The organism is Cutibacterium sp. LaCa_255 (genome assembly GCF_057458005.1).
The window spans coordinates 2,443,587-2,468,115 of the sequence record NZ_CP190956.1; the positions used below are offsets into that span (position 1 = coordinate 2,443,587).

At 64.7% G+C, this 24,529-nt stretch carries 22 protein-coding genes, 1 tRNA gene and 1 riboswitch; of the genes, 11 read left to right on the forward strand and 12 right to left on the reverse strand.

Translation table 11 applies throughout. The annotated features are described in order from the left end of the window. The first annotated feature begins 65 nt into the window (after positions 1 to 65). Complete coding sequence (locus tag ACP8ML_RS11135; RefSeq protein ID WP_117189742.1) at positions 66 to 2,657, forward strand: DEAD/DEAH box helicase; 2,592 nt, start codon at positions 66 to 68, stop codon at positions 2,655 to 2,657. Here the strand turns inward: ACP8ML_RS11135 and nrdG are convergent. Then, a complete protein-coding gene (gene nrdG / locus ACP8ML_RS11140; RefSeq protein ID WP_117189743.1) occupies positions 2,641 to 3,153 on the reverse strand; it encodes an anaerobic ribonucleoside-triphosphate reductase activating protein in 513 nt (170 codons plus the stop codon). The genes ACP8ML_RS11135 and nrdG overlap by 17 nt on opposite strands. A 13-nt stretch (positions 3,154 to 3,166) precedes the next feature. After that, on the reverse strand, positions 3,167 to 5,500 hold the full coding sequence (locus tag ACP8ML_RS11145; RefSeq protein ID WP_486702933.1) for an anaerobic ribonucleoside triphosphate reductase: 2,334 nt from the start codon (positions 5,498 to 5,500) through the stop codon (positions 3,167 to 3,169). Positions 5,501 to 5,575: 75 nt separating this feature from the next. Next, a riboswitch (cobalamin riboswitch) is annotated at positions 5,576 to 5,786 on the reverse strand. A gap of 174 nt (positions 5,787 to 5,960) precedes the next feature. Here ACP8ML_RS11145 and ACP8ML_RS11150 point away from each other — a divergent pair. Continuing rightward, complete coding sequence (locus ACP8ML_RS11150; RefSeq protein ID WP_016666326.1) at positions 5,961 to 6,422, forward strand: YbhB/YbcL family Raf kinase inhibitor-like protein; 462 nt, start codon at positions 5,961 to 5,963, stop codon at positions 6,420 to 6,422. Positions 6,423 to 6,686: 264 nt separating this feature from the next. Then, on the forward strand, positions 6,687 to 7,751 hold the full coding sequence (locus ACP8ML_RS11155; RefSeq protein WP_171048671.1) for a cutinase family protein: 1,065 nt from the start codon (positions 6,687 to 6,689) through the stop codon (positions 7,749 to 7,751). A 4-nt stretch (positions 7,752 to 7,755) separates the two neighbouring features. Here the strand turns inward: ACP8ML_RS11155 and ACP8ML_RS11160 are convergent, their stop codons facing one another. Further along, complete coding sequence (locus ACP8ML_RS11160; RefSeq protein ID WP_117189746.1) at positions 7,756 to 8,454, reverse strand: hypothetical protein; 699 nt, start codon at positions 8,452 to 8,454, stop codon at positions 7,756 to 7,758. A gap of 131 nt (positions 8,455 to 8,585) precedes the next feature. Between ACP8ML_RS11160 and ACP8ML_RS11165 the strand changes: the two genes are divergently transcribed. From ACP8ML_RS11165 to ACP8ML_RS11180, 4 genes are all read left to right on the forward strand, one after another. Then, positions 8,586 to 8,668 (forward strand) — tRNA-Leu (locus tag ACP8ML_RS11165). A gap of 176 nt (positions 8,669 to 8,844) precedes the next feature. Further along, positions 8,845 to 10,071: a tyrosine-type recombinase/integrase gene (locus ACP8ML_RS11170; RefSeq protein WP_117189747.1), complete on the forward strand. Its 1,227-nt coding sequence runs from the start codon at positions 8,845 to 8,847 to the stop codon at positions 10,069 to 10,071. 2,513 nt (positions 10,072 to 12,584) lie between these two features. Then, entirely contained in the window at positions 12,585 to 13,181 is a 597-nt protein-coding gene (locus tag ACP8ML_RS11175; protein WP_138774625.1) for a hypothetical protein, read from the forward strand. 62 nt (positions 13,182 to 13,243) lie between these two features. Then, a complete protein-coding gene (locus tag ACP8ML_RS11180) occupies positions 13,244 to 14,470 on the forward strand; it encodes a ParM/StbA family protein (protein ID WP_117189749.1) in 1,227 nt (408 codons plus the stop codon). A 109-nt stretch (positions 14,471 to 14,579) separates the two neighbouring features. Here ACP8ML_RS11180 and ACP8ML_RS11185 read toward each other — a convergent pair whose 3' ends face one another. The 9 genes from ACP8ML_RS11185 to ACP8ML_RS11225 form a co-directional block, all read right to left on the reverse strand. Then, positions 14,580 to 15,182, reverse strand: a complete 603-nt coding sequence (locus ACP8ML_RS11185; RefSeq protein WP_065673667.1) for an XRE family transcriptional regulator — start codon at positions 15,180 to 15,182, stop codon at positions 14,580 to 14,582. Positions 15,183 to 15,968: 786 nt separating this feature from the next. After that, positions 15,969 to 16,283, reverse strand: a complete 315-nt coding sequence (locus ACP8ML_RS11190; RefSeq protein WP_117189750.1) for a beta-ketoacyl synthase — start codon at positions 16,281 to 16,283, stop codon at positions 15,969 to 15,971. Between the two features lie 233 nt (positions 16,284 to 16,516). After that, positions 16,517 to 16,600 (reverse strand): hypothetical protein, encoded by an 84-nt coding sequence (locus tag ACP8ML_RS11195; protein WP_270595804.1) that lies wholly within the window; start codon positions 16,598 to 16,600, stop codon positions 16,517 to 16,519. Between the two features lie 263 nt (positions 16,601 to 16,863). Then, positions 16,864 to 17,115 carry a hypothetical protein gene (locus ACP8ML_RS11200; RefSeq protein ID WP_065673669.1) on the reverse strand — a complete coding sequence of 84 codons (252 nt, stop codon included), beginning with the start codon at positions 17,113 to 17,115 and terminating at the stop codon, positions 16,864 to 16,866. Between the two features lie 220 nt (positions 17,116 to 17,335). Then, complete coding sequence (locus ACP8ML_RS11205; protein ID WP_171048669.1) at positions 17,336 to 17,488, reverse strand: hypothetical protein; 153 nt, start codon at positions 17,486 to 17,488, stop codon at positions 17,336 to 17,338. Positions 17,489 to 17,722: 234 nt separating this feature from the next. After that, entirely contained in the window at positions 17,723 to 18,109 is a 387-nt protein-coding gene (locus ACP8ML_RS11210) for an integrase core domain-containing protein (RefSeq protein ID WP_081302678.1), read from the reverse strand. Between the two features lie 77 nt (positions 18,110 to 18,186). After that, entirely contained in the window at positions 18,187 to 19,416 is a 1,230-nt protein-coding gene (locus ACP8ML_RS11215) for an IS110 family RNA-guided transposase (RefSeq protein ID WP_486702934.1), read from the reverse strand. A 404-nt stretch (positions 19,417 to 19,820) separates the two neighbouring features. Next, complete coding sequence (locus ACP8ML_RS11220) at positions 19,821 to 20,219, reverse strand: DoxX family protein (RefSeq protein WP_065673880.1); 399 nt, start codon at positions 20,217 to 20,219, stop codon at positions 19,821 to 19,823. A 36-nt stretch (positions 20,220 to 20,255) separates the two neighbouring features. After that, entirely contained in the window at positions 20,256 to 20,687 is a 432-nt protein-coding gene (locus tag ACP8ML_RS11225; protein ID WP_065673879.1) for a MarR family winged helix-turn-helix transcriptional regulator, read from the reverse strand. Between the two features lie 116 nt (positions 20,688 to 20,803). Between ACP8ML_RS11225 and ACP8ML_RS11230 the strand changes: the two genes are divergently transcribed. The 4 genes from ACP8ML_RS11230 (at position 20,804) to ACP8ML_RS11245 (ending at position 24,516) form a co-directional block, all read left to right on the forward strand. After that, a complete protein-coding gene (locus ACP8ML_RS11230; RefSeq protein ID WP_023034785.1) occupies positions 20,804 to 21,232 on the forward strand; it encodes an organic hydroperoxide resistance protein in 429 nt (142 codons plus the stop codon). A 105-nt stretch (positions 21,233 to 21,337) separates the two neighbouring features. Next, on the forward strand, positions 21,338 to 22,720 hold the full coding sequence (locus tag ACP8ML_RS11235) for an NAD-dependent succinate-semialdehyde dehydrogenase (protein ID WP_249361297.1): 1,383 nt from the start codon (positions 21,338 to 21,340) through the stop codon (positions 22,718 to 22,720). A gap of 78 nt (positions 22,721 to 22,798) precedes the next feature. Further along, on the forward strand, positions 22,799 to 23,482 hold the full coding sequence (locus ACP8ML_RS11240; RefSeq protein ID WP_065673877.1) for a type 1 glutamine amidotransferase domain-containing protein: 684 nt from the start codon (positions 22,799 to 22,801) through the stop codon (positions 23,480 to 23,482). Positions 23,483 to 23,511: 29 nt separating this feature from the next. After that, positions 23,512 to 24,516: an NADP-dependent oxidoreductase gene (locus ACP8ML_RS11245; protein ID WP_486702935.1), complete on the forward strand. Its 1,005-nt coding sequence runs from the start codon at positions 23,512 to 23,514 to the stop codon at positions 24,514 to 24,516. Positions 24,517 to 24,529: the final 13 nt, after the last annotated feature.

The following is a 24,529-nucleotide window of genomic DNA, read 5'->3' on the forward strand; positions in this document are numbered from 1 at the left end:
CGGTCACGTCCGAGCCCACCACTACATTGGAAACCGTTCTGGCCGCCCCGATACGAGGAGACACCGTGCACCTGGCCGAAGCCCTTGACGACATGGTCGACGGTCGTGCCCCGGTCACCACCGACCGCGGGGAGCGCCAACCGGGCTGGGACTCCCCCGGTGCCCGTCCTCTCGACGCCGACATGGCCTTGGACCACATCGAGCGAGCCGTCGCCCGGGACGGCATCTCCATGTACGAGCACCAGGAGGAGGCGATCCTCGAGATCCTGTCGGGCAACCACGTCATCGTCACTACCCCGACCGGGTCCGGGAAATCCCTCATCGCCACCGCAGCCCACTTCGCCTGCGTGGCTGCGGGAGGACGCTCCTACTACACCGCCCCCATCAAAGCCCTCGTCAGCGAGAAGTTCTTCAGCCTCTGCGAGATCTTCGGAGCCACCAATGTCGGCATGGTCACCGGCGACGCCTCCGTCAACTCCGATGCCCCCATCATCTGCTGCACCGCCGAGATCCTTGCCAACATCGCCCTGCGCGAGGGTCGCCATGCCAACGTCGACCAGGTTGTCATGGACGAGTTCCACTTCATCGGCGACCCCGACCGGGGCTGGGCCTGGCAGGTGCCGCTGTCCGAACTCCCGCAGGCCCAGCAGATCGTCATGAGCGCCACCCTCGGTGACGTCACCGACCTGTCCGAGGGCCTCACCACCATCACCGGACGCCCCACCAGCGTCATCACCGGAGTCGTCCGCCCCGTCCCGCTGCAGTACTCCTGGTCAATGAAACCCGACCACGAAGCCATCGAGGAGCTCGTCGAGGAGCAGAAGGCCCCGGTCTACATCGTCCATCCGTCCCAGAAGCAGGCTCTGGAACGCGCCCAGTCCATGACGTCGATGAAGTTGGTGAGCACCGAGGAGCGTCACGGCATCGCCGCCGAGATCGCCGACTTCCGCTTCTCCAAGGGATTCGGCTCGACGGTGCGCAAGTTCATCACCTCGGGCATCGGGGTCCACCACGCCGGGATGCTTCCGAAGTACCGACGCCTCGTCGAAACCCTCGCCCAACAGGGCAAGCTCAAGGTCATTTGTGGCACCGACACCCTCGGCGTCGGAATCAACGTGCCGATCCGCACCGTCATGTTCACCTCCCTGACGAAGTTCGACGGTCGACGCACCCGAGTCCTGAAGTCCCGTGAGTTCCACCAGATCGCCGGTCGCGCGGGTCGGGCCGGATTCGACACCGTCGGCTACGTCGTCGCCCAAGCACCCGAGCACGTCATCGCCAACGAGAAGGCTCTTGCCAAGGCCGGAGACGACCCCAAGAAGCGTCGCAAGGTGCAGCGTCACAAGCCACCGGAGGGGTTCGTCAACTACTCCGAGGAAACCTTCACCAAACTCATCGAGTCCACCCCGGAGACCCTCCACGCCCGGATGAGGATCACCGAGGCGATGCTGCTCAACCTGCTGCAGCGTGACGAGGACACCGCTCGGGCGGTCCAGCACCTCGTCGACTCCTCCACCCCGGCCGTCGCCGAGCGGCGTCGCCTCTACCGTCGCGCCGTGCAGATCGGGCTGTCCCTGCTGCGCTCCGAGGTCGTCCACCGTCTCGACGAGCCCACCCCCGGTGGCCGCAAATTCGCGATGAACGAGGCCCTGCAGGATGACTTCGCCCTCAACCAGCCGCTGTCGGCCTTCGCCAGCGAGGCCGTCGCGACCCTCGACCCGGAGTCCCCTACTCACGCCCTCGACGTCGTCAGCGTCATCGAGGCCACCCTCGACAATCCGATGAGCGTCCTCATAGCCCAGCAGCATGCCGCGCGTGGCGAGGCCATCGCACGCATGAAGGAGGACGGCTACGACTACGAGGATCGGATGGCCGCCGTCGAGGAGATCGAGTGGCCACGCCCGCTCGAGGAGACCCTCGACGCCTTGTTCGAGATCTTCGCCCCAAGCCACCCGTGGATTCCCTCCGACGCCCTGCAGCCCAAGTCGGTCGTGCGCGACATGTACGAACGCGCCATGACCTTCGGCGAGTTCTGCGCCCATTACAAGGTGCAACGCAGCGAGGGTCTGGTGCTGCGCTATCTGACCGACGCCTACTGTGCGCTGCGTCAGACAGTCCCCGAATCCGAGCGGACCGAGGAACTTGCCGACGTCATCTCCTGGCTGGGCGAGGTCGTCCGCTCCACCGACTCCTCCCTCATCGACGAGTGGGAGGAACTCACCCATCCCGTCGATGAGGAATCCGAAGAGGTCCGTCCGGTACGGACCTTCACCTCCAACCAGCGGGCCTTCACCGTCATGGTGCGCAATGCCTTGTTCCGCAAGGTGATCCTGGCCGCAGACGACGACTTCGAGGCCCTGGGAGCCCTCGAGCCCGACAGTTCTGCCATGACGACCAATGCCTGGGAGGACACCCTGGGCGACTACTGGGACGAGCACGACGAGATCAACGACGGCCCGGACGCCCGCGCCCCCGGTCTGTTCATGATCGAGAAGGAGTCGGGACGCCGCGACGCCCGGATCTGGTTGGTTCGTCAGATCATCGACGACCCTGCCGGCAACCACGACTGGTCGATCACCGCGACCGTCGACCTCGACGAGTGTGACGAGGCCGAGGACCTGGTACTTCGGACAAGGGCCTTCAGCCGGCTGGACTGACGGATTCCCACTCCACCACTCGCCCCTCGCGCAGGGTCGCAAAGACGTCGATGATCCGCTGGTTTCCGCTTCCCCGCCATGGCAGGGTGAGGGTGCGTCGTGCCAGCTGGAAAGGTCCGTCGACCAGGACGTCCACCTGGTCCAGCATCTCGGCCAGCTCTGGGTTGTGACGGGCCTGACGCAGCAGGGCATCCATGGTGAATCCGGACCATGCCCAGACGTCCCACCCCATTTCGTGGGCAGCACGGGACAACGTCGCGCAATCTCCAGGTTGACGACTCGCCTCACCGCCCGAGAGCGTCAATCCGGACGCCAACACCGACGACCTCATCGCGGTGATGATCTCCTCGACGTTGATCTCCTGGCCGCCGCAGGGGTCCCAGGTACCAGGGTTCTGGCATCCGGGACACTTCAGCGGGCATCCCTGCGCGAAGACCGTAAAGCGGATGCCGGGACCATCGACGATCGACTCCGGCTCGATCCCGGCAACCCTCATCCTCGCTCCGGCCTCATCCGTGCTTGACGCGGTCGCGGACCTCGGCCCGCTTGGCGTCGTTGAATCTGTCCAGCCCACCGACGAGGTAGCCGGTGATGCGGCGAATCCGGTCGAAGGACCCGGAATCCTCGTGACGGCCGCACTTGGGACACTCGTCGTCGATGATCCCGGTGTAGCCGCACTGAGGATCCCGGTCGACCGGGTGGTTGATGGACCCGTACCCGATGCCGCTGGCAGCCATGTACCGCACGAGGGCCTCGAAGGCGTCGACGTTGCGTGCCGGATCGCCCGACAGTTCGACGTACGAGATGTGACCGCCGTTGGTGAAGGCGTGATAAGGAGCCTCAATGCGGATCTTGTCCGCAGCACCGATGTGGTACCAGACCGGCACGTGGAAGCTGTTGGTGTAGTACTCCCGGTCGGTGACTCCCGGGATCGACCCGTAACGCTGACGGTCCATCCGCACGAATCGTCCCGACAGTCCCTCGGCTGGGGTGGCCAGAGCCGAGAAGTTCAACCCGGTGCGCTCGGCCGCCTCGTCCATCCTCTCTCGCAGGTGGCCGACGATCCGCAGGCCGAGTTGCTGGGCCTCCTCCGACTCACCGTGGTGGACACCGACCAAGGCCGTCAGGGTCTCGGCCAGCCCGATGAACCCCACCGACAGGGTCCCGTGCTCGAGCACCTCGGCGACGGCATCGTCAGGCCCCAAGTTCTCCGAACCGATCCAGACCCCCTGCCCCATGAGGAAGGGGAAGTTTCGCACCAGCTTGTGGGACTGGATCTTGAGCCGGTCGAGCAACTGGTCGATGACGAGGTCGATCATCCGGTCGAAGGAGGTGAAGAAAACATCGACGTCGTGGTTGGCCTCGATCGCCAGCCTCGGCAGGTTGATCGACGTGAAGGACAGGTTCCCGCGTCCCCAGGTCTGGGCCTGCGAGGGGTCATGGACGTTCGACATCACCCGGGTGCGGCAGCCCATGTAGGCGATCTCGGTCTCGGGATGGCCGGGCACGTAGTACTCGGCGTTGAACGGGGCGTCCTGGAAGGAGAAGTTCGGGAAGAGGCGCTTGGCACTCACCCGACAGGCCAGCCGGAACAGGTCGTGGTTGGGGTCGTCGTCGAGATTGACACCCTTCTGCACCCGGAAGATCTGGATCGGGAAGATCGCGGTCTCCCCGCCGCCCAGACCGGCTTCGGTGGCCTCCAGCAGGCAATGCATCACCATCCGCGCCTCCGGGCTGGTGTCGGTGCCGTAATTGATCGACGAGAACGGGGTCTGCGCCCCGGCTCGCGAATTCATGGTGTTGAGGTTGGCGATGAGGGCCTCCATCGCCTGGTAGGTCTGACGACGCGTCTCCTCGACAGCCTGGCGACGGACTCTGTCGGCGACCCGGTCGGTGTCGTCAATGAGCCCGGCGAACAGTTCCGCCACCTGCTCCTTCTCACGGGCCAGCGCGGCGGCATCCGGCTCCAGCACCCACCCGGAGGCCGCCTCGCGCACCTCGTCGAGATGCTCCTCGTCACCACCGAGAACCTCGAAAGTCCTCGTCAGACCGATTTGGGCGGCCTTGACGAAGGTCTTGGCGACCCCCGGCGCCATGTCTCGGTCAAAGTTCGGCACCGCCTGGCCACCGTGTTGGTCATTCTGGTTGGACTGGATCGCAATGCAGGCCAGGGCCGCATACGACCCGATCGATTGCGGGGTTCGCAGCACGCCGTGGCCGGTGGAGAAGCCGTGCCCGAAGAGATCGGTGAGGTTGATCTGGCAACAGGTGGTCGTCAGGGTGAGGAAGTCGAGGTCGTGGATGTGGATGTCCCCGTCACGATGGGCGGCGGCATGGGTGGGGTCGAGCACCTCGAGCAGGTTGAACTGCTTGGCCGACTCGGTTCCGTAGCGCAGCATCGACCCCATTGCGGAGTTGCCGTCGACGTTGGCGTTCTCCCGCTTAGCGTCAGCCTCCTCGGCGGAGGCGAAGGTGATCTCGCGCAGGGTGCGCATGAGGGCGGACTGCTGGTCGCGGGCGACGGTGCGACGCTGACGGTAGAGGATGTAGGCCTTGGCGACGTCGTCATGTCCCTGATCCATGAGGGCCTTCTCGACGAGGTCCTGGATGGCCTCGACGTCAGGGGTGTCCTCACCCATCTCGCTCAGTCGGGAGAGCACCTCGAGGGCGACCTCGGAGGCCAGGAGTTCGGGGGCGTCGATGCCACAGGCGACGAAGGCCTTGCGGACGGCCTCGACGATCTTCGTCGAGTCGAATCCGATGACCCGTCCGTCCCTCTTACGGATGGATGCTGGTACTGCTCGCTGCTGGCTGATGGACACCGAATGAAGGGTGGTCGACATGCTCTCTCCTCGAAGCAGCGCACGGGTGGAGCAGGTTCGCCCCGGGTCGTCCCGCGCGCCCGTAGTCGTACCGGGTCGCTGACCCGGGCACTGGCAGGTCTTCGGACTTCAGGGCTTTCCGTCGCCAGACGGGTTCCTACCGAGCGACGCTTCCCAGCCGGATGGCCAGTGCGTGTGTCGCCGTCGTTCCCTGTCACCGCTGCGGGGCAGTTCCGGTTTCCCACCGGATTCCCTCTTTCCTCCCATCACCGCCAGATGTCGAGAAACCCCTACATCTGGTGCCTCGCGATGAGAACCAGCACAAGATGAAGGGTATACGCATCTCGACGCATCCGCGCACCCGCCCCCTCGTCTCGCCGTGGCGGGTGCGCTCCCCCGCGATCAGAGCCAGTTGCCACGCCCTTCGGATCGCACATCAGGCTGGCATCATGGACACACGCCAAGGGAAAGGACACAACCCATGGAGATCACCAGCACGTCCATCAAGGAAGGCCAGCCGATCGCCCTGGCCTACGCCCACGCTGATGCGGGCGGCAAGAACGTCAGCCCGCAGTTGAGCTGGACACCCGGCCCGGAGGGCACCAAGTCCTACGCGATCACCATCTACGATCCCGACGCCCCCACTGGTTCCGGCTTCTGGCACTGGATCCTCGCCGACATCGCGGCCGACGTCACCTCCCTCGACGAAGGCGGCCCGCTGCCCTCCGGCGTGCGCGAGTGGACCAACGACTACCAGGAGGACGGCTACTCCGGCGCCTGCCCGCCGCCCGGACCGGCCCACCGCTACATCCACACCGTCCATGCCATGCCGAGCGAGCATCTCGACATTCCTGACGACGCCGCCAACGTCCAGGTCCGCTTCGCCATCCACACCAGCGAGCTGGACTCCGCGTCGATCACCGGAACTTTCCAGCAGTCCTGACGATGACCAGGGCTGCCAACCGACCTCGTGGCAGCAAACACGAACAGGCGCCGTCGACCACGTGTCGGCGGCGCCTGCTTGACTGGCGTCGTGAAGCTTCGGCAGACATTGCTCACTCTCCTCGTCGCCGTCGGTCTGGTATCGATGCCGCTTTCCGCCAGTGCCGAGTCAGCAACCCCCACCCCGACGACCACCAGCACCAGCTACGCCAGCGGATCCGCGGACTCTCCCAAACCTGCCGCACCCATCACCCCCGGAGCAGGAATGGGCTGGGGCTCAGACCCGGTGTCCTCAGAACACGCATCCCAGATGGAGTGTGCCTCCGTGATGTTCGTCGGCGTTCGCGGCTCCGGGGAAACCCCTCCCTATGGCGAGACCATCACGTCGATCCGTGACGCTGTGGCCCAGAAGTGGAAGGGCAAGGGAACTGTCCGTCAGGTCTACCTGGACTACCCTGCGGCTGACCCTCACACCCTGCAACAGGCATCGATGAGCAGTCTCCTCTTCGACGCAACCATGCCGTCGACGGAGTACTTCGACTCTGCGGCTCTGGGAGCCAAGAAACTCACCGCCCTCCTCAACGCCGAGAAGAAGCAGTGCCCCAAGGAGTGGGTCATCCTCGCCGGTTTTTCCCAAGGCTCCCAGGCCATCACCCAGGCCCTCGCCCAGACCGACACCCCTCAGCGCCTGGCAGGTGCCATCCTGGCCGGGAACCCAGACCACTACCCAGGGCAGAACGTCCAGGAACTCAGTGGAGATGCCGACCGGTCAGCCATGGGAATGGCTGCCATCCTCTACTACTTGCGAGAGCGCGCACATGCGACCCCCGGGGCCAACCGTGACGCCCAGATGCGGGCCATCATCAAGGCCACCCTCAGTCTGAGTCAGGAATCCCTTGATCAGAAATCTCTGGACGCTGACATGGTCAAGGCCGGGGCGGCGATCCCTCCCGAGGCCTACCCGGAAACCTATTCAGTGTGCTTGAAGGGTGATCCGGTCTGCGACACCGCGCCAGCCCTGACGCGCATCCTCACCCTGCAGTCAACCTGGCAGGACGAGCTCAACCAAGGCCGTCCCGTCCACATGGGGTACACCCGAAGCGTCCTGGAGGCTTCCCTGAATCGCATTGCCCAGCGCGCGAATGCCGTGGGAGCCGCCGAGGCCAAGGGTGTTCCCATCCCCCATGGACAGACGGTGACGGTCGCGACTCGCGAATGGGGCCCGTTGCAGATCGCAGTTGCGGTCGGTGCCGGAGTGCTCGGTCTGGCACTGGGCTGGTTCCTGGGACGAGCCGGACGACGTCGTCAGCGTCATCACCGCTGGCACTGAGACCTCACAGCTCGAAGAACCACTGCCCAGCAGTCAGCACGCCGATGACGTCGGCCAGCAGAAGGCCTCCAAACGCAGCGAGCATCGCTGAGATACCGCGATGAAGCGCGACGGCGTGGTCCTCACGGATGCTCGTCACCACTCGGGTGACGCGGTCAGGCCCACCGATGAGGTAGGCGATGACGAGGACGATGAGCAGGCTGTGACTGCAGACAACCCAGATGAGGGACTCGGCGACGGCCCAGCTGACATGCGGAAGGTGCGCGGCATGGACGAGCATCGCCCAGAATGCCGGGTCGATGAGCGAGGACAGGCCCACCAGGAGTCCACTGACGGCCAGAGCCCCGGGCGCCGTCGAACGCGGTGCAGCTGAGGTGTCCTCGTCCAGTTCCTTCGTCGCCGCCCCGGGACGCAGTCGCCATGCCGCCCAACCCAGGAAGGCCACGCCAAGGATCGCCACCAACCACACCCAGACCAGGTGCGGAACATGTAGTCCATGAATTCCCAGCCGGGCGAGCAAGGCTCCCAGACCGAGCACTCCGGCAACCCCGAAGATGGCGGAGGTTCCCACCGAGGTGAGCAACACCATGACGACGCCGCGACGTCTGACGCCCAGACCGAGGGCTGCCAACAGCACGAAGGACCCCAGGGGGTCGAAACCGGCGATGCCCAAGGCGAAGGCCGCGGCGAGGAAGGACAGCACGGGGCAAGGCTACTCGGTACGCAGGCGACGCCCCGACGGCCCCGTCATGACGCAGCGGGACAGGCTCGATTTCACTTCGATTCCCAATCCGTGCTACCGTCTCCGAGTTGGGTCCGCCAGACGGACCCGATGCGCGAGTGGCGGAATGGCAGACGCGCTGGCTTCAGGTGCCAGTGTCCCTTGGGACGTGGAGGTTCAACTCCTCTCTCGCGCACAGCGATCAAATGGTCGGTGACTAGGTGAAACTCCTAGTCACCGACCATTTGGCGTCTCAGGGCCAAATCAGCAAAACGGGGTGGAAACGGGCAGATCCACGGTTTCTTATCGCACGTAGATCGCACGACAGCACGAAACCCGGACCGGTGCCCCTCGGACACGTGGGAAGGAACCATGGCCAGAAGATCCAGCAGGCGGAGGAGCTTCGGCTATCTGCGTCGGTTGCCCAGCGGGAACGTGCAGGCCAGCTACGTCGGCCCCGACGGTCAGCGGCACACGGCCTCCTCGACGTTTGTCGACGAGGGCTACGCCCAGGGTTGGCTCGCCGACGAACGCCGGCTCATCAGTGACGGCCGGTGGACCCCTCCGGCCGTGCGTCAGGCCGAGCAGATCGCCCAGGCCGCCCGCGAGGACGCCATGGTCACCGTCGAGCAGTGGATCGACGTCGTCATCGAGCGACGGCACAGCAGACCCCACCGTCCGTTGTCTCCCACCACCGTCGACCTCTACCGCAAGGACGCCAGGCTGAGGATCACTGGCACCGATCTCGGCCGCAGGAAACTCGACCACGTGAGTCGGGCCGACGTCGTGCGGTGGTGGGACCAGCTGCCCAGCACGCCGACAACCAATGCCAGGGCTTACCAGCTGCTGAGCTCGGTGATGAAGGAGGCCCTCGACGACGAGCTCATTGAGGTCTCTCCGTGCCATCCCAAGGGAGCGAGCAAGCCCAGGCCCCGGCACTCAGCCGCCACGGTGGAGGCTCTCAGCGCCGACCAGACTCTGGCATACATGCGGGCGGTTCCCCAGCACTACCGGGTGGCGCTCATAGTGGCCGCCTGGTGCGGACTGCGTTCCGGAGAAGTCCGGGGCCTACGCCGTCGCGACGTGGACCTCAGGGCCAAGGTCTTTCACGTCGAGCAGGCCGTCAACAGGGTCAGGGTCGACGATCACCACTTGGACTGGCAGTACGGCGACGCCAAGACCGATGCCGGCTTCCGGATCGTGGCCATGCCTTCTCAGCTCATCGACCCGATGCGAGCCTGGTTGGCAGCCCTTCCCGTGCGTGGCAGGGACGCCCTGGTGTTCCGCGCCCGCGACGGGTCCCACCCGATGGCCTCGTCGGTGCTGTGGCAGGCCCACCACAAGGGGTGCCTGGCCATCGGCCGACCGGAACTTACCGTTCATGATCTGCGGCGCACGGCCGCGACCCTGGCCGCTCAGGGCGGGGCCACCACCGCCGAGCTCATGCGGATGCTCGGCCACACCACCGCCGCCATGGCCATGCACTATCAGATGACCTCGGTCCATGGGGACAAGGAGCGTGCAGACAGGCTGACCCGCACCCTCCGGCAGGCCGAGATCCGTCAGCAGCAAGGAACAGAACCGACCGCACAGAAGTAGACGGTTCTCCCATCATTGTTGACGGGATCAGGATCGAGGACTCGTCGCCAACAGCATCTCTCTCAAATCCACTGACGCTTCCATGGCCGGGCATCTGGAGAAGATGAGCAGCGTGATCTTGACCGACTGGATGTTGACCAGTGTTCGTAGCTGAGGGCAGTCGGGCTAGGTCTGCCTTTGGCGGGGTTGCCCTGCTGGACCATCGTGCTGGCGAGGTCCACGACGTACTGCTCGATGAACGGGGAGGTCGGCGTGGTCGGGGTAGACCTCCACGCATCGGGTAAGGGTGTGGTGGTCAGGAGCCATGCGACCGGGTAGCGCATCTGAAACTCCGCGACGAGGTCGCAGAGCACCGCGGCAGCTTCGGCCGGACCGGCCGATGAGGGTGCGGGATCTGCTGCAGGTGTCGGCATCACGGTGGGGAACTTCCGACGGCCATGAGGCCAAATTCCCGGGCCCGCGGGGATTTCAGCCTCCTCTTGGAATGGAACGCTCGAATCGACGAAGACGGCTTCCTTGATCTTGTCTCAGCGAGATGGATCATCCTTCCGATGCTCATGCATGAGTGGGGCACGGCGGATCACTGAACCGCCAGATAATCCTCAGGGGCGCGAGCACCACCCTGAGGACCTGCCAGGAGCGACATGACCCTTGGGTACCGGGTCGGGTATTTGAGGGGCTCATAGAGGCCATGAGGGGCCCTGGAACACCATCGAAGACACCACGCAGCGCCCCACGGGCTCCGGACGCGAGGAATCCTCCATGAGGACGGCGACAGGGCCGTTCAAGTCATTGTCGCAGCACCGCACGGCGGACACCCGTGTCGAGTGCTCGCACGAGGTGCTCGGAACTGACCTGGTCCAGGGGTTCCGGCCCGTTGATCCGGAACCGAGATGTACCACTGCGTACCACTACGTACCAGACAAAAATCGGTCAAGTGGTACATCCGCAAACCGCGCCATGACAGGCTCAAGTAGGATCTAAATGGGTTTGTACCACTTGTACCACTGAAAAAGACTTTATATACATGCGCGAGAGACCTCTTACTGAGTACTCCCTATCCTCTTCCTGTGTTCGACCTGTGTCCCTCGATGTACCACATGTACCAGAGAAATCTCACTGAGTGAGTTACCCCCTATAGATAAAGTTGCGATTCAGTGGTACATCGGATTTTGGCCAAACTCTGCCGCTGACAAGGGATTATGGTGTGCGGTCCATGTGGTACATCCTGGCCCTCGATGGGGGTTCGAGCACCATTGTTGAGTCAGGGCGACTCAGCTCTGGGGGGCTTAACCGCTCTCCGGGTCGTCACACCTGAGTCAGCCGCGCTCAACTCCGGTGTTTCTTCGGTCGTCGTGGATCCACCTCGATCCGGGCGGCCGAGCCCGGATCCGCGGACCGGTGAGCCTCGCGTCGCCTGGTACCGGAAGTCCGCGGGCGGTGGTACGTGCGGGCTACCTCGATCCTCGTCATGTGAGGCTGGGCCGGTGGGACGTCAATGCGAGATGCGAGACCGGGACCCAGATCCCTTGACTGAAGATCTGGAGTCTCGGTCTGTGTCTGCCCACATGGACATCGCTGGTGACGACCGCCGAGGTGTCGGCCATATCGGTGTGGCCCAGGACACCGGAGCTGGTGCCGTTCATTGTCGAGTTCGGTGATGATCACGGGCCGTTCGCCGGATTCGTGGGATCCTGTGCAGCGCATTGACTTTCGTACCCTCGTCTTTGAGATCGGGATGGGAGAGAGATCGTCCATGGTCGCGAAGGTCTGCGTCGTCCAGCCACGGCGGGCGCACAACAGGTCGAGCAGATCGGGAACCGGTGCGAGGCGCTCGGCCCGTACATCTCCCACGCCAGGCCGGACTCCCGGCTCAGCGCCGGCGCACGCAGCGGCCGCAGTTCGGGACGTTCGCGCTCCGATCGCACCGGCGAGGTGCCCATCACCACTCCCGAGCAGCGCGACGAGATCCGGTCCTGGGCCCGCGAGCAGCCCGAGTTCAGCCGGCCCCGTCGGCACCAGTACACCGTGACAACGGACTGGTGATTCATTGACACGTTGGCGTCACGGTGGAGCAGAGATCGGGCAAAAAAGTGACACGCCCGTGACACAACATTGCCGCTGTGGTGGTACGGGCGTGTCGTTCCGATGACGGTGCACTGTCACGACGCTCGAGCGCGGCAGCGGTATGACGTCGACGTGACGGATCATTGCCACGTCGTCGTCACATACATGACACATGGTTGGCAGGCGGGTGCCACGGTAAGGCGTTGGATAGCTCATTGCCATCGGCGTGACGCCCGCGTGGCGTCGTCTCAGCAATGATGTGGCAATGACGTGACACCCATGTGGCGATTAGTTGTCACGACTGGTGCGGGCGCTCCGACCCGGCGGCGTTATGGCAATGATGCGGTATTCCGGTGTCGTTGTAATGCCATACCGATGCGCGGCTCGCATCCGCTGGCAGCCGTGACATCGGCGTGCCAGCAGAACTGCACTGGTCTGTCATTTGATTGGCACTGATACGGCAGGCGGATGCCGTTCCGGCGTCGTCGTCGTGGCGCTGCGAGTCCGCCGGGCCCGGGTGGGATCGGGTTGTCCGTCGGGTGGGGCCGAGCCGTGGCCATGACACGACAATGCGGTGTCACGGCATTGCCCCGTACCGATGTCACGACCGCGTCGCCGACACCTCGGTGGCGACCTGGCTGGCGTGCCAGGACTCGGTCTCGGAGTCGCTGAGGGCGCTCATCCGGGAGTCCATCGAGCGCGACGGCTATCTGGACCTGGCCAACCGGCCGCTGGCCCAGCAGCCGCGCAAGGGCCGGCCTCCGGCCGAGCCCGCCGGGACGGCTCCGGTTGTCCAGGCTGCCCCGATCCCTGTGGTTGACGGGTCCCAGGACGCCGAGGAGACCGACGAGATCGAGTCCCCGGCCGCATCGACATCGTCGCCGGCCCCCTCCCGCCCCGATCCGGATGCTGAGTCCGATGACGTCGAGCGACCGCCGGCCACCGACGACGACGACCAGGTCTCGGACATTGGTATTTCCGAGGCGGGAAAACAGTTCAGTGTCGATGACATCAATGAGCTGCTGCGGTCCTCGCGCCAGTGATCTCGCATCTATTCATTCTCATCCCATTCCTTCATTGACGCCCGGAAAGGCAATTCACACTCATGAGCGACGACATCCTTCATCTGGTCGGCGGCATCGACGTCGGCAAGGGCTATGTCAAGGCCTTGGTGGCCGACACGGATCTGATGACAGAGGGCACCGACGCGATCGACGAGATCGACATGCCCTCGGCGGTGGTCTCGACCAGCCGGTCGGTGCCCAAGGTCCCGGTGCCCGACGAGGAGGCCCTGACCCAGTTGGGCGACGGTCCCGAGGGCGACGACTTCTACAACAGGCTCGACGCCTCGTTCACCGAGTTCGAGGTCCTCAGCACCCACTCGAAGGCCGACCAGGAACTGTCCAAGGTGCTCGTGCTGGGCGTCTTCGCGGCCAAGGCGCTGCGCGACCACGTCCGCGCCCACGGGTCCCTGCCCGACCACGAGCTGTCGGTGGAGGTCCGTGCCGGGCTGGCGTTGCCCATCACCGAGTACGTGGCCCGCCGGGCCGCCTACGCCACCGAGTTCACCTCAGGGGTCCATCTGGTGACGATCAAGAACTTCGCCACACCGGTGTCTGTACGCCTCCGGTTCACCGACGTCCAGGTGATGGCCGAGGGCGCGTCGGCTCAGTTCGCCATCACCGACAAGGGCGAGCCGCTGGCGGACCTGCTGCTGGCCGACCTGCGCTCGCGGGAGCCCGGTGCCCTGGAGGGCGTCACCGCCGCCGACCTGGTCGCCGTCCAGAACACTGTGGGCGTCGACATCGGGGAGGGCACGACGAACTTCCCGTGCTTCTCGGCCGGCCGGTTCAACGCCGAGGCCTCAGCCACCCTCAACTCCGGCTACGGCACAGCCCTGGTCAACGCCATGGAGCGCATGAGCGAGTCCGACCCGACCCTGCAGTTCTCCAGCCGCAAGCAGCTGGCCGACTTCCTGGCCCATGAGCCCTCCCCGCTCCAGCGGGGCCGGTGGGACAGGGCCCAGGGCTACGTCATCGAGGAGTCGCGCTACCTGGTCTCCGACATCGTCAGCGCCTTCACCGACGTGCTGGCCCAGGCCGGGGCGACCACCGAGGCCGTCTACTTCTACGGCGGGGGTGCCGGACCCATCAAGGAGTTGCTGCACCCGGCGCTGCTGGAGACGGCCGGCGATATCCCGGTGCTCTACCTGGACTCGCGGTACTCCCGCCATCTCAACCGGGAGGGGTTGTACCTCATGGCTTCGGCCCTGCAGCGGGCGGCCACCACCAAGAAGAGCTCATCGCGGAGGAACGACTCGGTGGTGGTGTGACCCCATCACATCCAGGGCGCTGAGAGCTCTGACCGGACCAGTCAGACGATGACGACCCACCGGCATCCGCCGGTGGGTCGTCTTGGGAACTCAGCGCCGATCCGGAAATTCACGAATCCTCGCCTCTCCGATCTGTATGTATCCACTGGCCAAGGTGATCTCCGATCCAGTCCTGCATAGCCACGGACCCTGCCGTAACAGCCAGGTCTGTGTCGTCAATCCTCCCGGCCTGCGGGTCCACATGGGTCGCCGCGGCCTGACGATCAAGTTCGGCAAGATGCTCTTTCATCTCGAGCAGGCTGAATGCAGCCTCTGGCCAGGACACCGTCAGCCCCAGGGCCTCGGCCCGCGTCTCGTACTTTCTGCGGTACTCATCGCAGGGATGGGTCGCCGAGATCATGAGCGTGACCGGGTCCTGCGCGCGGCAGCACAGCAGTCCGTTGCGATATGAGTCGAGGTCCTGATAGATGTCCTGGACGAGCCGAGTCACCTCGGTGGCCCGCCAGGCCGCCAGTTCCTCGGGCACCGCGGTGCCCTCGAGCAGACGGGTGGCGAAGTCGAGGGACACCCCGAGCTCAAGCGCCACGTCGTTGGCGCTCACTCCCTGCTCCGTCAGCTCGACTCGCAGGAGATCCAGAGTGGCGACAAGAGAGTCCTCGGAGGCCTGGAGGGTCGTCGCAGCCGATATGAACAGCCTGGCTCGTGGGGTCATGGTGCTACGTTACAGCTCAGGTTGGTCATGGTCTTCGAGACCACGGCTCGGAACTGAACGCTGTGCACGGTGACTCTCGCGACCACGTCATAGTTGGCTTTTGTGTTCTTCTTGCAGGGATTCGTCGCTACCGCAGTGGCAACCCGCGAATATGGACCGTTCAGTGATGTGTACTCACTGATTTTGTGCATGATACCAAGTGATGTAATTTTCGGATTTCCTTGCCGAAGGTCAACATGAATAGAATTCCTATAGAGGTCGTTTGGGGCGGCTGTAGATTTACAGCTGGACTGAGCGCCCCATTCCAGACGATTCTTGATAATCTGCGGATTATGGAACTTTTCCTGTGCAAATACCAGCATCAAAGTCTGCGCTTCGTGCGGACGCCCCAGAATACGAGGAACTGTCGTCTGATCCGATGACCCATGAGTGATTGTCCGAGATCATCATGTAGCCATCATGGGACTCCGCACGAGCATTGGCAACGTCCACACCAGCATCACGAGCCGCCGAAACGAGTGCGACCGGAGCAGCTTCTATACCTCTAGTGCTAGCAGATGGGTCACTCGAATTCTCGGGTGCTGCTGTCGATGTCGGCGCTGCCATGAATGCAAACAGCGAGGCAATTGACAGAGATAGAACTGGTACAAACAAGGCCTTTGTTTTCATAAACTCCCCCTTAATCAAGCTGAATCTTAGCCCCAGTTGACAACCCTTGTCCGTCAATTCGAAATTGACTAGAGCGCTCCGCTTCAGCGTGTCAAGGGGAAAGTGGATCAGACATGTTCACCAGGGCGAGTGCGGGGTATAGCTCTCTGGGTCGTGCCACGCTCGCAGGATGAGCTCGATCCGCTCAGACATGTCCGACGAGGCCTCCAGTCGGATGGGCGTCCCGGTGGTCGGATGGTAAGCGATCGCCGAGTAGAACCGCATACCCCTGGCGGTGATCCAGCGGTCCAGGCGGCCGATGATCTGGTCGCCGGCCAAGACCTTCCATGACGCCTTCGATCCCCTGGCGCGCACCGTCATCACCGACATGTGCTCCAGGTGCACGCCCTCGGGCAGTGCCACCGTCTCCTCATCGTTGAACAGCATCACCATGCCGGCCCTCGCCTCTCCACTTCTGTCCTTGTCCCTGGGGCACAAACACTGGATGTGGGCACTGACAGGTTCAGTGGGGTGACTCTCCCCTGCTGCAACGGGGACCACTGGAGGAGGTCATGAAGGCGATGTGACATGCCGCTGACGAGTTGGCCGGCGAAGGCGACATCGACCATCCCCGCGGTCCCGATTCGCCGGCCGATCCCGGAGGTCCCTGCTGGGACTTCTGAGGTTCAGGACTTGACGAGCTCGGTGCGCAGGACGTCGCGGATGACTGCTGAGACGCTCTTGTGCTCGCGGCGGGCCCGGGCGACCAGTGCGACGTCGGTCTGCTCGTCGAGTCAGGTGGCGCGTTCACAGGACTGGCCGGCGCCGGTGGCGTGGTCGGCCCCCACATTGGGCCTGCCGGGCTGGTTCCCCGGTCAGCGTGGGGCTCGAGTCGTCGGTCAGTGGAGCCTGCGACTCAGCCCAGTCGGCCATCTGGTCCCAGTCGGGGGCGGTGGGATCGGTCGCGTTTCCAGCAGTGACGATCCGATGAATGCCATGGTGTGCTCCTTGATGATGATGGTCGGGACGGGTCTCAGCGGGCCACCGGGACCGAGCGCCCGCCGATGACGGCGCGCTCGATGGTGGCGATGCCGGCATCGGTCTGGGCCAGGACTGCCAGCCAGACGGTCGGGGACAGCTCGGCGCGGACGACGTGCTGAGGGATTCTCCCGCCGAGGATGTGCAGGGTGAGGTCAACGGCCTCCAGCTCCGAGTCGCGACGGAGCTGGTCCCAGCTGGCAGCGGTGAGGGTGGTGTGGCCGGCAGCGCCAGTAAGGACAGTCATGACGATCGGTGCTCCTCAGGGCGATGTGTGTCATCGACTCCCCCGAACCGGCTCTGCCGGTTCTCGTTCGTCCAGCCAACCCCGGGCCTGCTCTCGGCACGCTGATGGTGACTGCGAGAAACAGCACCACCCCGCAGCATGTGCTGCGGGGTGGTGCCAGATTGCGTATATCGGTGCTCCTGGGGCCCCACAGGCACGGCTGTCGGTATACCGCACGATCTCAGACGCGCGTGAGGACTCCTGCGACGAGCAGGTCCTGGACACCTGTCGGCAGAGCGTCGTCGAGCAGGATGTCGGTGGCCACGATGAGCGCCTCGAGTTCAGAGGTGGTGGATGCGGACGGTGCAGTGGAGCTGGTCGTGCGGGTGTCCATGATGGTGATCTCCTGAGATGACAGAACAGAGTGGAACAACACAGAACGGGCTCGGATGAGCGCTGATCCAGTCGTTCTCCCGGATCGGGCTCCCCCGATCCCCCGCTGTGCCCCGCCCGACGTCAGCACCGACGTGGCAGACAGCCGTCACAGTGATGACAGAAAAATGTCATTGAACCGCACCGCACAAGGCATGACGAGTGGATCGTCCCGGGTTTTGTGGAGGGTGAGTAGTCACGCGGCGGCGCTCGCCGGCGTGGTGGTGTGATCGTAGTAGCGGTCCTCGACGGTGGCTGGTGGTAGCTCGTCGGGGTTGGTGCGGTGAGGTCGGGTGTGATTGTACCACTCGACCCACGAGGCGGTGGCGGCCTCGAGGTCGTCTCGGCCCTTCCATGATCGGGTCCAGACGAGCTCACGCTTGTAGGACTTGTTCAGTGCCTCGGCGGCCGCGTTGTCGTAGGAGGACCCCACAGCGCCGGTGGACGCCTCGATGCCTTCACTCAGGAGGCGGCCGGTGTAGCGAATCGATAGATATTGCGATCCGTGGTCCGAGTGCTGCACCAGCCCGGCCAGGCTGCGCCCGTCACCGAAGGATTTGGACACTCCAACCGCAGCGATCATTCTCGCCCCCTCCAATCCACCAAGGACTTTGCCGGGGGGTTGAGTCTGCCGTCCGGGGGGTGTCCCTATGTTCCCCGTCAAGCGGCGAGGGGCAGGGGTGATGGCTCTCGCGTTGGGGTGGGGGCCCGGTAGGGCTCCCGGTTCTTGAGCATGGCGAACAGGACATCACAGCGTCGGCGTGACAAGCAGATGAGGGCGGGGTTGTGCTTCTTCTTGCCCTGGGCTCGTTTGCGGTCGTAGTAGGCCTTGGAGGTGGGGTCTGAGCGCAGTGCGGCGAAGGCGGACAGGAACAGGGCTCGTTTGAGGTGTTTGTTGCCAGAGCGGGCGGGAAACTCGCCGCGGATGCTGGTTCCGGATCGTCGGGTGACTGGGGCGAGTCCGGCGTAGGCGGCGAGGTGTCCGGCGGTGGGGAATTGGGAGGCGTCGCCGACGTCGAGCAGGATCCGTGCTGCGGTCCTGACCCCGACGCCTGGCATCGAGGTCAGGACCTCGGCAAGAGGGTGAGCATCAACAACCTGTTCGATCTGCGCCGCGAGTGCGTGTCGCTGGTCCAGCGTCTGGCGCAGCGATGCAGCGAGTTGGGGCAGGACCTGCTCGGCTGCGGCGGTTCCGGCAACGATGACGGTCTGCTCGGCCAGGGCGGTGGTGATGGCATCGGCGAACTCTTGGGCGCCGCGCGGGTAGGCCTTGCTGATGACCCGCAGCAGCTTGGACTTCGACGCAGCGGCCATGGCCTGGGGCCCGCCGAGCTGCTCGATCACCGCGAGGCCTTGCTTGGTGGTCAACCGGGGTCCGACAACGCGTTCCAGGGCCGGGTGGATCTGGGTGAGCAATCCTCGGATGCGGTTCGACAGCCGGGTCGCTTCGGCGGCGAGGTCCTCGTCGAACCCGACCAACACCTTCAGCTCCGCGAGGGTTTCCTCGCCGGCGTCGACCCGGCGCAGGGTGTGGGGCATGGTCCTCGCGGTGTCGGCGATGACGAACGCGTCGCGGGCGTCGGTCTTGGCGTTGCCCGGGTAGAGGTCTGCTGCGCGGCGCATGGCCAGCCCGGGCAGGTAGGCGACCTGGATTCCCATGGACCGGGCGACCGCGATGGGTAGTGCTCCGATTGTGTTCGGCTGGTCAACGATCACCAGGACCCGGCCATGGGTCTGGAGCTTGTCGAAGAGTTCCTCGAGGCGCTTCTGGTCCTGGGGCAGGGGCTTGTCGAAGACCTTCCGGCCAGCAGCATCCAATGCGCAGGCGTGGTGGCCGGTCTTGCCAACGTCCAGCCCGCACCAGATGTCGAAGCCGCTGTCCTGATTCATGACAACCGCCATCCTTCCATCCCGAGATGAACGGTCGCCCGGGTGGTGATGCATCAGCTGCCGGCACCCACGTTACGAAGAGACCTTTGAAGCAGGCCGTGTCCCTATCAGCGGTCGGCTGGCGCCACCAAGCCCGGTGACAACACCCCCCGGATCATTCATGAGACAGGGGCAGCAAGTCATGCCGGGCCCGACGACCGTGACCCCTCCTTACGGGGCCACCAGCAAGGTAACGGGCAAACCTCCCCCGGCGACGTCATCGGTTGCACCAATGGTCAGGAATCAGTGGACATTAGCGCACGGTTCATCGGTAGGTGCATGGGTTGAATCAGAGCGGACTCATCAAGAGTTGGCCTTCCCTGCGAAGACCGCCCCATGCACGATCGAGCACACTGCGGCGAGTGCTACGACCGCGGCACCCCAGCGGACCAGAGCGAGGCGGCGATGAGAGCGGGCTGGCCAAACAACCGTGCGAGGCGCTTGCCATCGGTGTTGAGGCCGAAACCGTCTCGACGCGCCGCATACTGGTCGATGTTGCCGGGGAAGATGGCGGCGTAAAAACCGGCCAGGGCAACGCCAGTCAGCTCGCGATGACGCGGCAAGGCCAGCATCGCGCCCCCGAGAAGGATCTCGACGACGCCAGAACCAATGACGACGGGGTCCTTGTCGCCGGGGAACCAGTCGGGCACTTGGGCCTGGAACTCCTGACGCTTGAAAGACAGGTGGGAGACACCGGCGTAGACCATCAGGCCTCCGAGCCCGAGTCGTGCGAGGGTCTGGGAGCGGCGTGGGGATGTGGACATGGAAATGGCCTTTCTGGGATGGTGGAGCGGCAGTCGTCACTCCAGTTGGGTGGACAGGTCGTCCAGGAATGCCTTGACCTGGGCGAGTTGTTCTGGTGGAGCCGGGTACAGCGCGAGCACCTGTTCGGGAACTCTGGCTGCCCTGACACGCAAGGATCGCCCCTCCTGCGTCAGGCTGATCAGGCGACGTCGTTCGTCATTGTCACTCCATTTACGGGTGATGAAGCCAGCCTGCTCCAACCGCCGCAGCAGGGGGGTCAGGGTGCCACTGTCAAGGTGTAGCCGAGCTCCGATGTCATTGACGCCGACGGGCTCGTCGGCACGCCACAAGACGAGCATGACGAGGTACTGGGGGTAGGTGAGATCGATGCCCTCAAGCAGTGGCCGATAGGCGCGCGTCACTGCCCTGCTGGCCCTATACAGGGAGAAGCAGAGCTGATGATCAAGGTCGAGGGTCGGGTCGCTCACGTCCCAAGAGTATCGAGGATTGGGGATTGTGCACAATTTAGTTGTGCGCTACGTTGTTGGTACGGCCACGAACCACAAGTGGTCTCGCAGCTACATCACGCCAGCCAGGAGGCACCATGATTGAGATCGAGCCCGTTTACACCACCGAGGCCATCGCCACCGGAGCTGGCCGCAATGGTCACGTCCAAACTGCTGACGGCCGGTTGTCCCAGGACCTGGCCGTCCCGGTCGAGATGGGTGGCAGCGGCCAGGGGATGAACCCAGAGCAACTGTTTGCCGCCGGCTATGCCGCGTGCTTCCACTCTGCACTGCAGATGGTGGCTCGTCAGGCGAAGAAGGACCTGGGCGACTCTTCCGTGGGCGCGCGAGTCTCGATCGGCCAGGCAGGAAAGGGCTTCGGCTTGGCCGTCGCCCTGGAGGTCGTCGTCCCCGCCCTGCCCCATGACGAGGCACAGCAACTGGCCGACCAGGCCCACCAGGTCTGCCCCTACTCGAACGCCACCCGCGGCAACATCCGCGTCGACGTCACTGTCGTCGACGACTGACTCCAACGCGGCGCTAGGGGGATCCCCTAGCCGGCACTGCGGTGTGACGTCACCGTCTCGCCGTTTTGAACGACCGCAGTCACGACAATGGAGGCATCCACGAGTATGTACCGCACCCAGAACCCTTCGACGGACGAACTCATCGACAGCTGGGAGTCTCTCGACCCCAGCGAGGTAAGCGGTGTGATCAACGCCGCTGACGAGGCATTCGCTTCTTGGCGACACAGAAGCGTCGGGGAGCGGGCCGACATCTTGGCTCGGACCGCGCGCCTGTTCGAGGAGAGGGCTGACACACTCGCCGTGATCGCCGCCACCGAAATGGGTAAGCCCGTCGCCCAGGGCGTCGCCGAAGCGCAACTTGTCGCCCAGATTTTCGACTACTACGCCCAGCACGCCGACGAGCTGATGGCCGGCGACATCCTTCCGAAGCAAGGCGCAAACTCCTCCCATGTGGAGAAGGAGCCGTTGGGGGTACTGCTCGGCGTGATGCCGTGGAACTTCCCCTATTACCAGCTCGCTCGCTTCATCGCCCCCAACTTCCTGTTGGGCAACACGCTACTGCTGAAGCCGGCCTCGATCTGCGCCGCCTCGGCGCTTGAGATGGCCAAAATCCTCGACGAGGCCGGTCTGCCGAAGGGCGTGTACCAGACGATTCTCGTGGATAGCTCCCACATCGAGAGCATCATCGCCGACCCGCGTGTGCGCGGCGTCTCCCTCACGGGTAGTGAGGGGGCTGGCGCTTCGGTCGCGTCCGCAGCCGGCAAGCACCTCAAGAAGGCTGTGCTGGAGTTGGGTGGCTCCGATCCGCTGATCGTTCTTGGTGGCGACATCGACGCGGTGGCAAACAGCGCCGCCCAAGCTCGGTTGAGTAACGCCGGACAGGCTTGCAACTCGCCGAAACGGATGATCGTTCTGGACGAGTTCTACGACGCTTTCGTCGACGGCTTGTCGGCCGCATTCTCGGCGGCGACGGTCGGGGACCCCCGCGACGAGGCCACCACCGTGGGCCCGATGTCAAGCACACAAGCCCGTGACGAACTCATGGCGTTGGTTGACGACGCTGTGAGCCACGGTGCGCGCGTCGTCATGGGCGGACATCCTCGCTCCGGACGCGGCGCTTTCATGGAGCCGACAGTGTTGACCGACGTGACCCGTGAGATGCGCGCGTGGTCAGAGGAACTCTTCGGACCGGTCGCGGTCGTCTACCGGGCCGCCAATGTTGATGAAGCCGTGGCGCTGGCCAACGAGAGCGACTTCGGGCTGAGCGGCTCGGTGTGGTCCGACGACCTCGAGCTTGCCGAGCAGACAGCGCGACGTCTGGACGTAGGCATGGCCTACGTTAACGAGCACGGCACCAACCTCGCCGGGCTGCCCTTCGGCGGCGTCCGTCGCTCCGGCTTCGGCCGCGAACTGGGGAACTACGGCGTCGACGAATTCGTCAACAAGCGCCTGGTGCGCGTGTCCGATCCGGTGACGGGCGCCCACTGACCTTCAGCCTCGGATCGGAGGCAATCCGTGAATCCGCCATGTCCAGCGCAACACACCATGTTGAAAGGAACACCCGTAATGGCCCGTATCCTGATGGTCCTCACGTCACACGATCAGCTTGGCGACACAGACCGTAAGACCGGCTTTTGGCTTGAGGAATTCGCCGCTCCCTACTACGTGTTCGGTGATGCCGGACACGAGATCACTCTGGCCTCACCGAAGGGCGGACAGCCCCCGGTCGACCCGACGAGCGCGCTGCCACAGATGCAGACCGACGCGACCCGTCGATTCGAGGCCGACGATGCCGCCAAGGCCGCGCTGGCGGCCACTGTCCGCCTGTCGGAAGTTGACCCGGCTCAGTTCGACGCCGTCTTCTACCCGGGCGGCCATGGCCCGCTGTGGGATCTCGTCGACGACCCCGCCTCGAAGCAGATTATCCTCGACAGCGACGCTGCTGGTAGGCCGCTGGGGCTGGTCTGCCACGCTCCCGGTGTTCTGCACGCCGTCAAGAAGCAGGATGGAACGTCGCTGATTGTCGACCGGTCGGTGACCGGCTTCACGAATGGCGAGGAGGAAGCCGCCGGCCTGACCTCCGTCGTCCCGTTCCTGGTCGAGGACTCCCTCACGGAGGCGGGCGCCCGCTACAGCAAGGGCGCCGACGGCGAAAGCTACGTCGTCACGGATGGGACGTTGGTCACCGGGCAAAACCCGGCCTCGTCGGCTGATGCCGCCCAACGACTCCTCGACCTGTTAACCCACTGATCAGCGCTCTGCCTAGCAGAAGGAGAAACATGACCACCCGAACCCGCGAGATCCACCTCGCATCCCGTCCCGTTGGGAAACCCACCCTGGACAACTTCCGCACCGTTGAGGTGGACCTACCCGATCTCGACGACGGCCAGATCCTTGTCCGCAACACCATCATGTCGGTGGACCCGTACATGCGCGGCCGGATGAACGACGTCGAGTCTTACGTGCCCCCCTTCCAGATTGACCAGCCGCTGGACGGCGCGGCCGTCGGCGAGGTGATCGAGTCGCGTGTGGAGCAACTTCCTGTGGGCACCAAGGTGACCCACGGTCTGGGGTGGCGCGAACACGCCATCCTGGCTGGTGACGCGGTGCGTCCGCTCACCGCTCAGGGCGTGCCGGACAGCGCCTATCTCGGTGTCCTGGGCATGCCGGGCCTGACCGGCTACGCAGGCTTGCTGCTGGCCGGTGAGATGCACCAGGGCGACGCGGTCTTCGTTTCCGCCGCGGCGGGAGCGGTCGGCTCGGCCGTCGGACAGATCGCCAGGCTCAAGGGTGCTTCCCGAGTGGTCAGTTCGGCCGGCACCCCCGAGAAGATCGCCCGTCTGAAAGAGCTCGGTTTCGACGCCGCCTTCAACTACCACGACGGCGACGTCACCGGGCAGCTCAAGAAGGCCGCCCCCGAGGGCATCGACGTCTACTTCGACAACGTCGGCGGCGACCATCTGGAGGCAGCGATCGCAAACATGCGTACCGACGGCCGGGTTGCGATGTGCGGGGCGATCAGCCAGTACAACTCGACCGAGCCGACGTCCGCGCCGCACAACCTGGCGCTGGCCATCGGTAAGCGCCTGACGCTGCGTGGTTTCGTGATCGCCAAGTACGCCGAGCAGGCGAGAGCGGACTTCGAGAAGGACATGGCCGGGTGGATCGCCGACGGCTCCGTCCAGTGGGACGAGACCGCTCGCGAGGGCCTCGACGCCGCAGCTCAGGCCTTCATCGACCTGCTCGATGGCGCCAACACCGGAAAGATGATCGTGAACGTGTGAACGGTTGGCGTGG

Coding starts and splice junctions, on each gene's coding strand:
- ACP8ML_RS11230 (WP_023034785.1), top strand. CDS start 20,804: ATGATTGAGATCGAGCCCGTTTACACCACCGAGGCCATCGCCACCGGA.
- ACP8ML_RS11205 (WP_171048669.1), bottom strand. CDS start 17,488: ATGGACACCCGCACGACCAGCTCCACTGCACCGTCCGCATCCACCACC.
- ACP8ML_RS11240 (WP_065673877.1), top strand. CDS start 22,799: ATGGCCCGTATCCTGATGGTCCTCACGTCACACGATCAGCTTGGCGAC.
- ACP8ML_RS11200 (WP_065673669.1), bottom strand. CDS start 17,115: ATGACTGTCCTTACTGGCGCTGCCGGCCACACCACCCTCACCGCTGCC.
- ACP8ML_RS11190 (WP_117189750.1), bottom strand. CDS start 16,283: ATGGTGATGCTGTTCAACGATGAGGAGACGGTGGCACTGCCCGAGGGC.
- ACP8ML_RS11180 (WP_117189749.1), top strand. CDS start 13,244: ATGAGCGACGACATCCTTCATCTGGTCGGCGGCATCGACGTCGGCAAG.
- ACP8ML_RS11155 (WP_171048671.1), top strand. CDS start 6,687: ATGGGCTGGGGCTCAGACCCGGTGTCCTCAGAACACGCATCCCAGATG.
- ACP8ML_RS11145 (WP_486702933.1), bottom strand. CDS start 5,500: ATGTCGACCACCCTTCATTCGGTGTCCATCAGCCAGCAGCGAGCAGTA.
- ACP8ML_RS11210 (WP_081302678.1), bottom strand. CDS start 18,109: ATGATCGCTGCGGTTGGAGTGTCCAAATCCTTCGGTGACGGGCGCAGC.
- ACP8ML_RS11150 (WP_016666326.1), top strand. CDS start 5,961: ATGGAGATCACCAGCACGTCCATCAAGGAAGGCCAGCCGATCGCCCTG.
- ACP8ML_RS11245 (WP_486702935.1), top strand. CDS start 23,512: ATGACCACCCGAACCCGCGAGATCCACCTCGCATCCCGTCCCGTTGGG.
- ACP8ML_RS11235 (WP_249361297.1), top strand. CDS start 21,338: ATGTACCGCACCCAGAACCCTTCGACGGACGAACTCATCGACAGCTGG.
- nrdG (WP_117189743.1), bottom strand. CDS start 3,153: ATGAGGGTTGCCGGGATCGAGCCGGAGTCGATCGTCGATGGTCCCGGC.
- ACP8ML_RS11215 (WP_486702934.1), bottom strand. CDS start 19,416: ATGAATCAGGACAGCGGCTTCGACATCTGGTGCGGGCTGGACGTTGGC.
- ACP8ML_RS11170 (WP_117189747.1), top strand. CDS start 8,845: ATGGCCAGAAGATCCAGCAGGCGGAGGAGCTTCGGCTATCTGCGTCGG.
- ACP8ML_RS11220 (WP_065673880.1), bottom strand. CDS start 20,219: ATGTCCACATCCCCACGCCGCTCCCAGACCCTCGCACGACTCGGGCTC.
- ACP8ML_RS11185 (WP_065673667.1), bottom strand. CDS start 15,182: ATGACCCCACGAGCCAGGCTGTTCATATCGGCTGCGACGACCCTCCAG.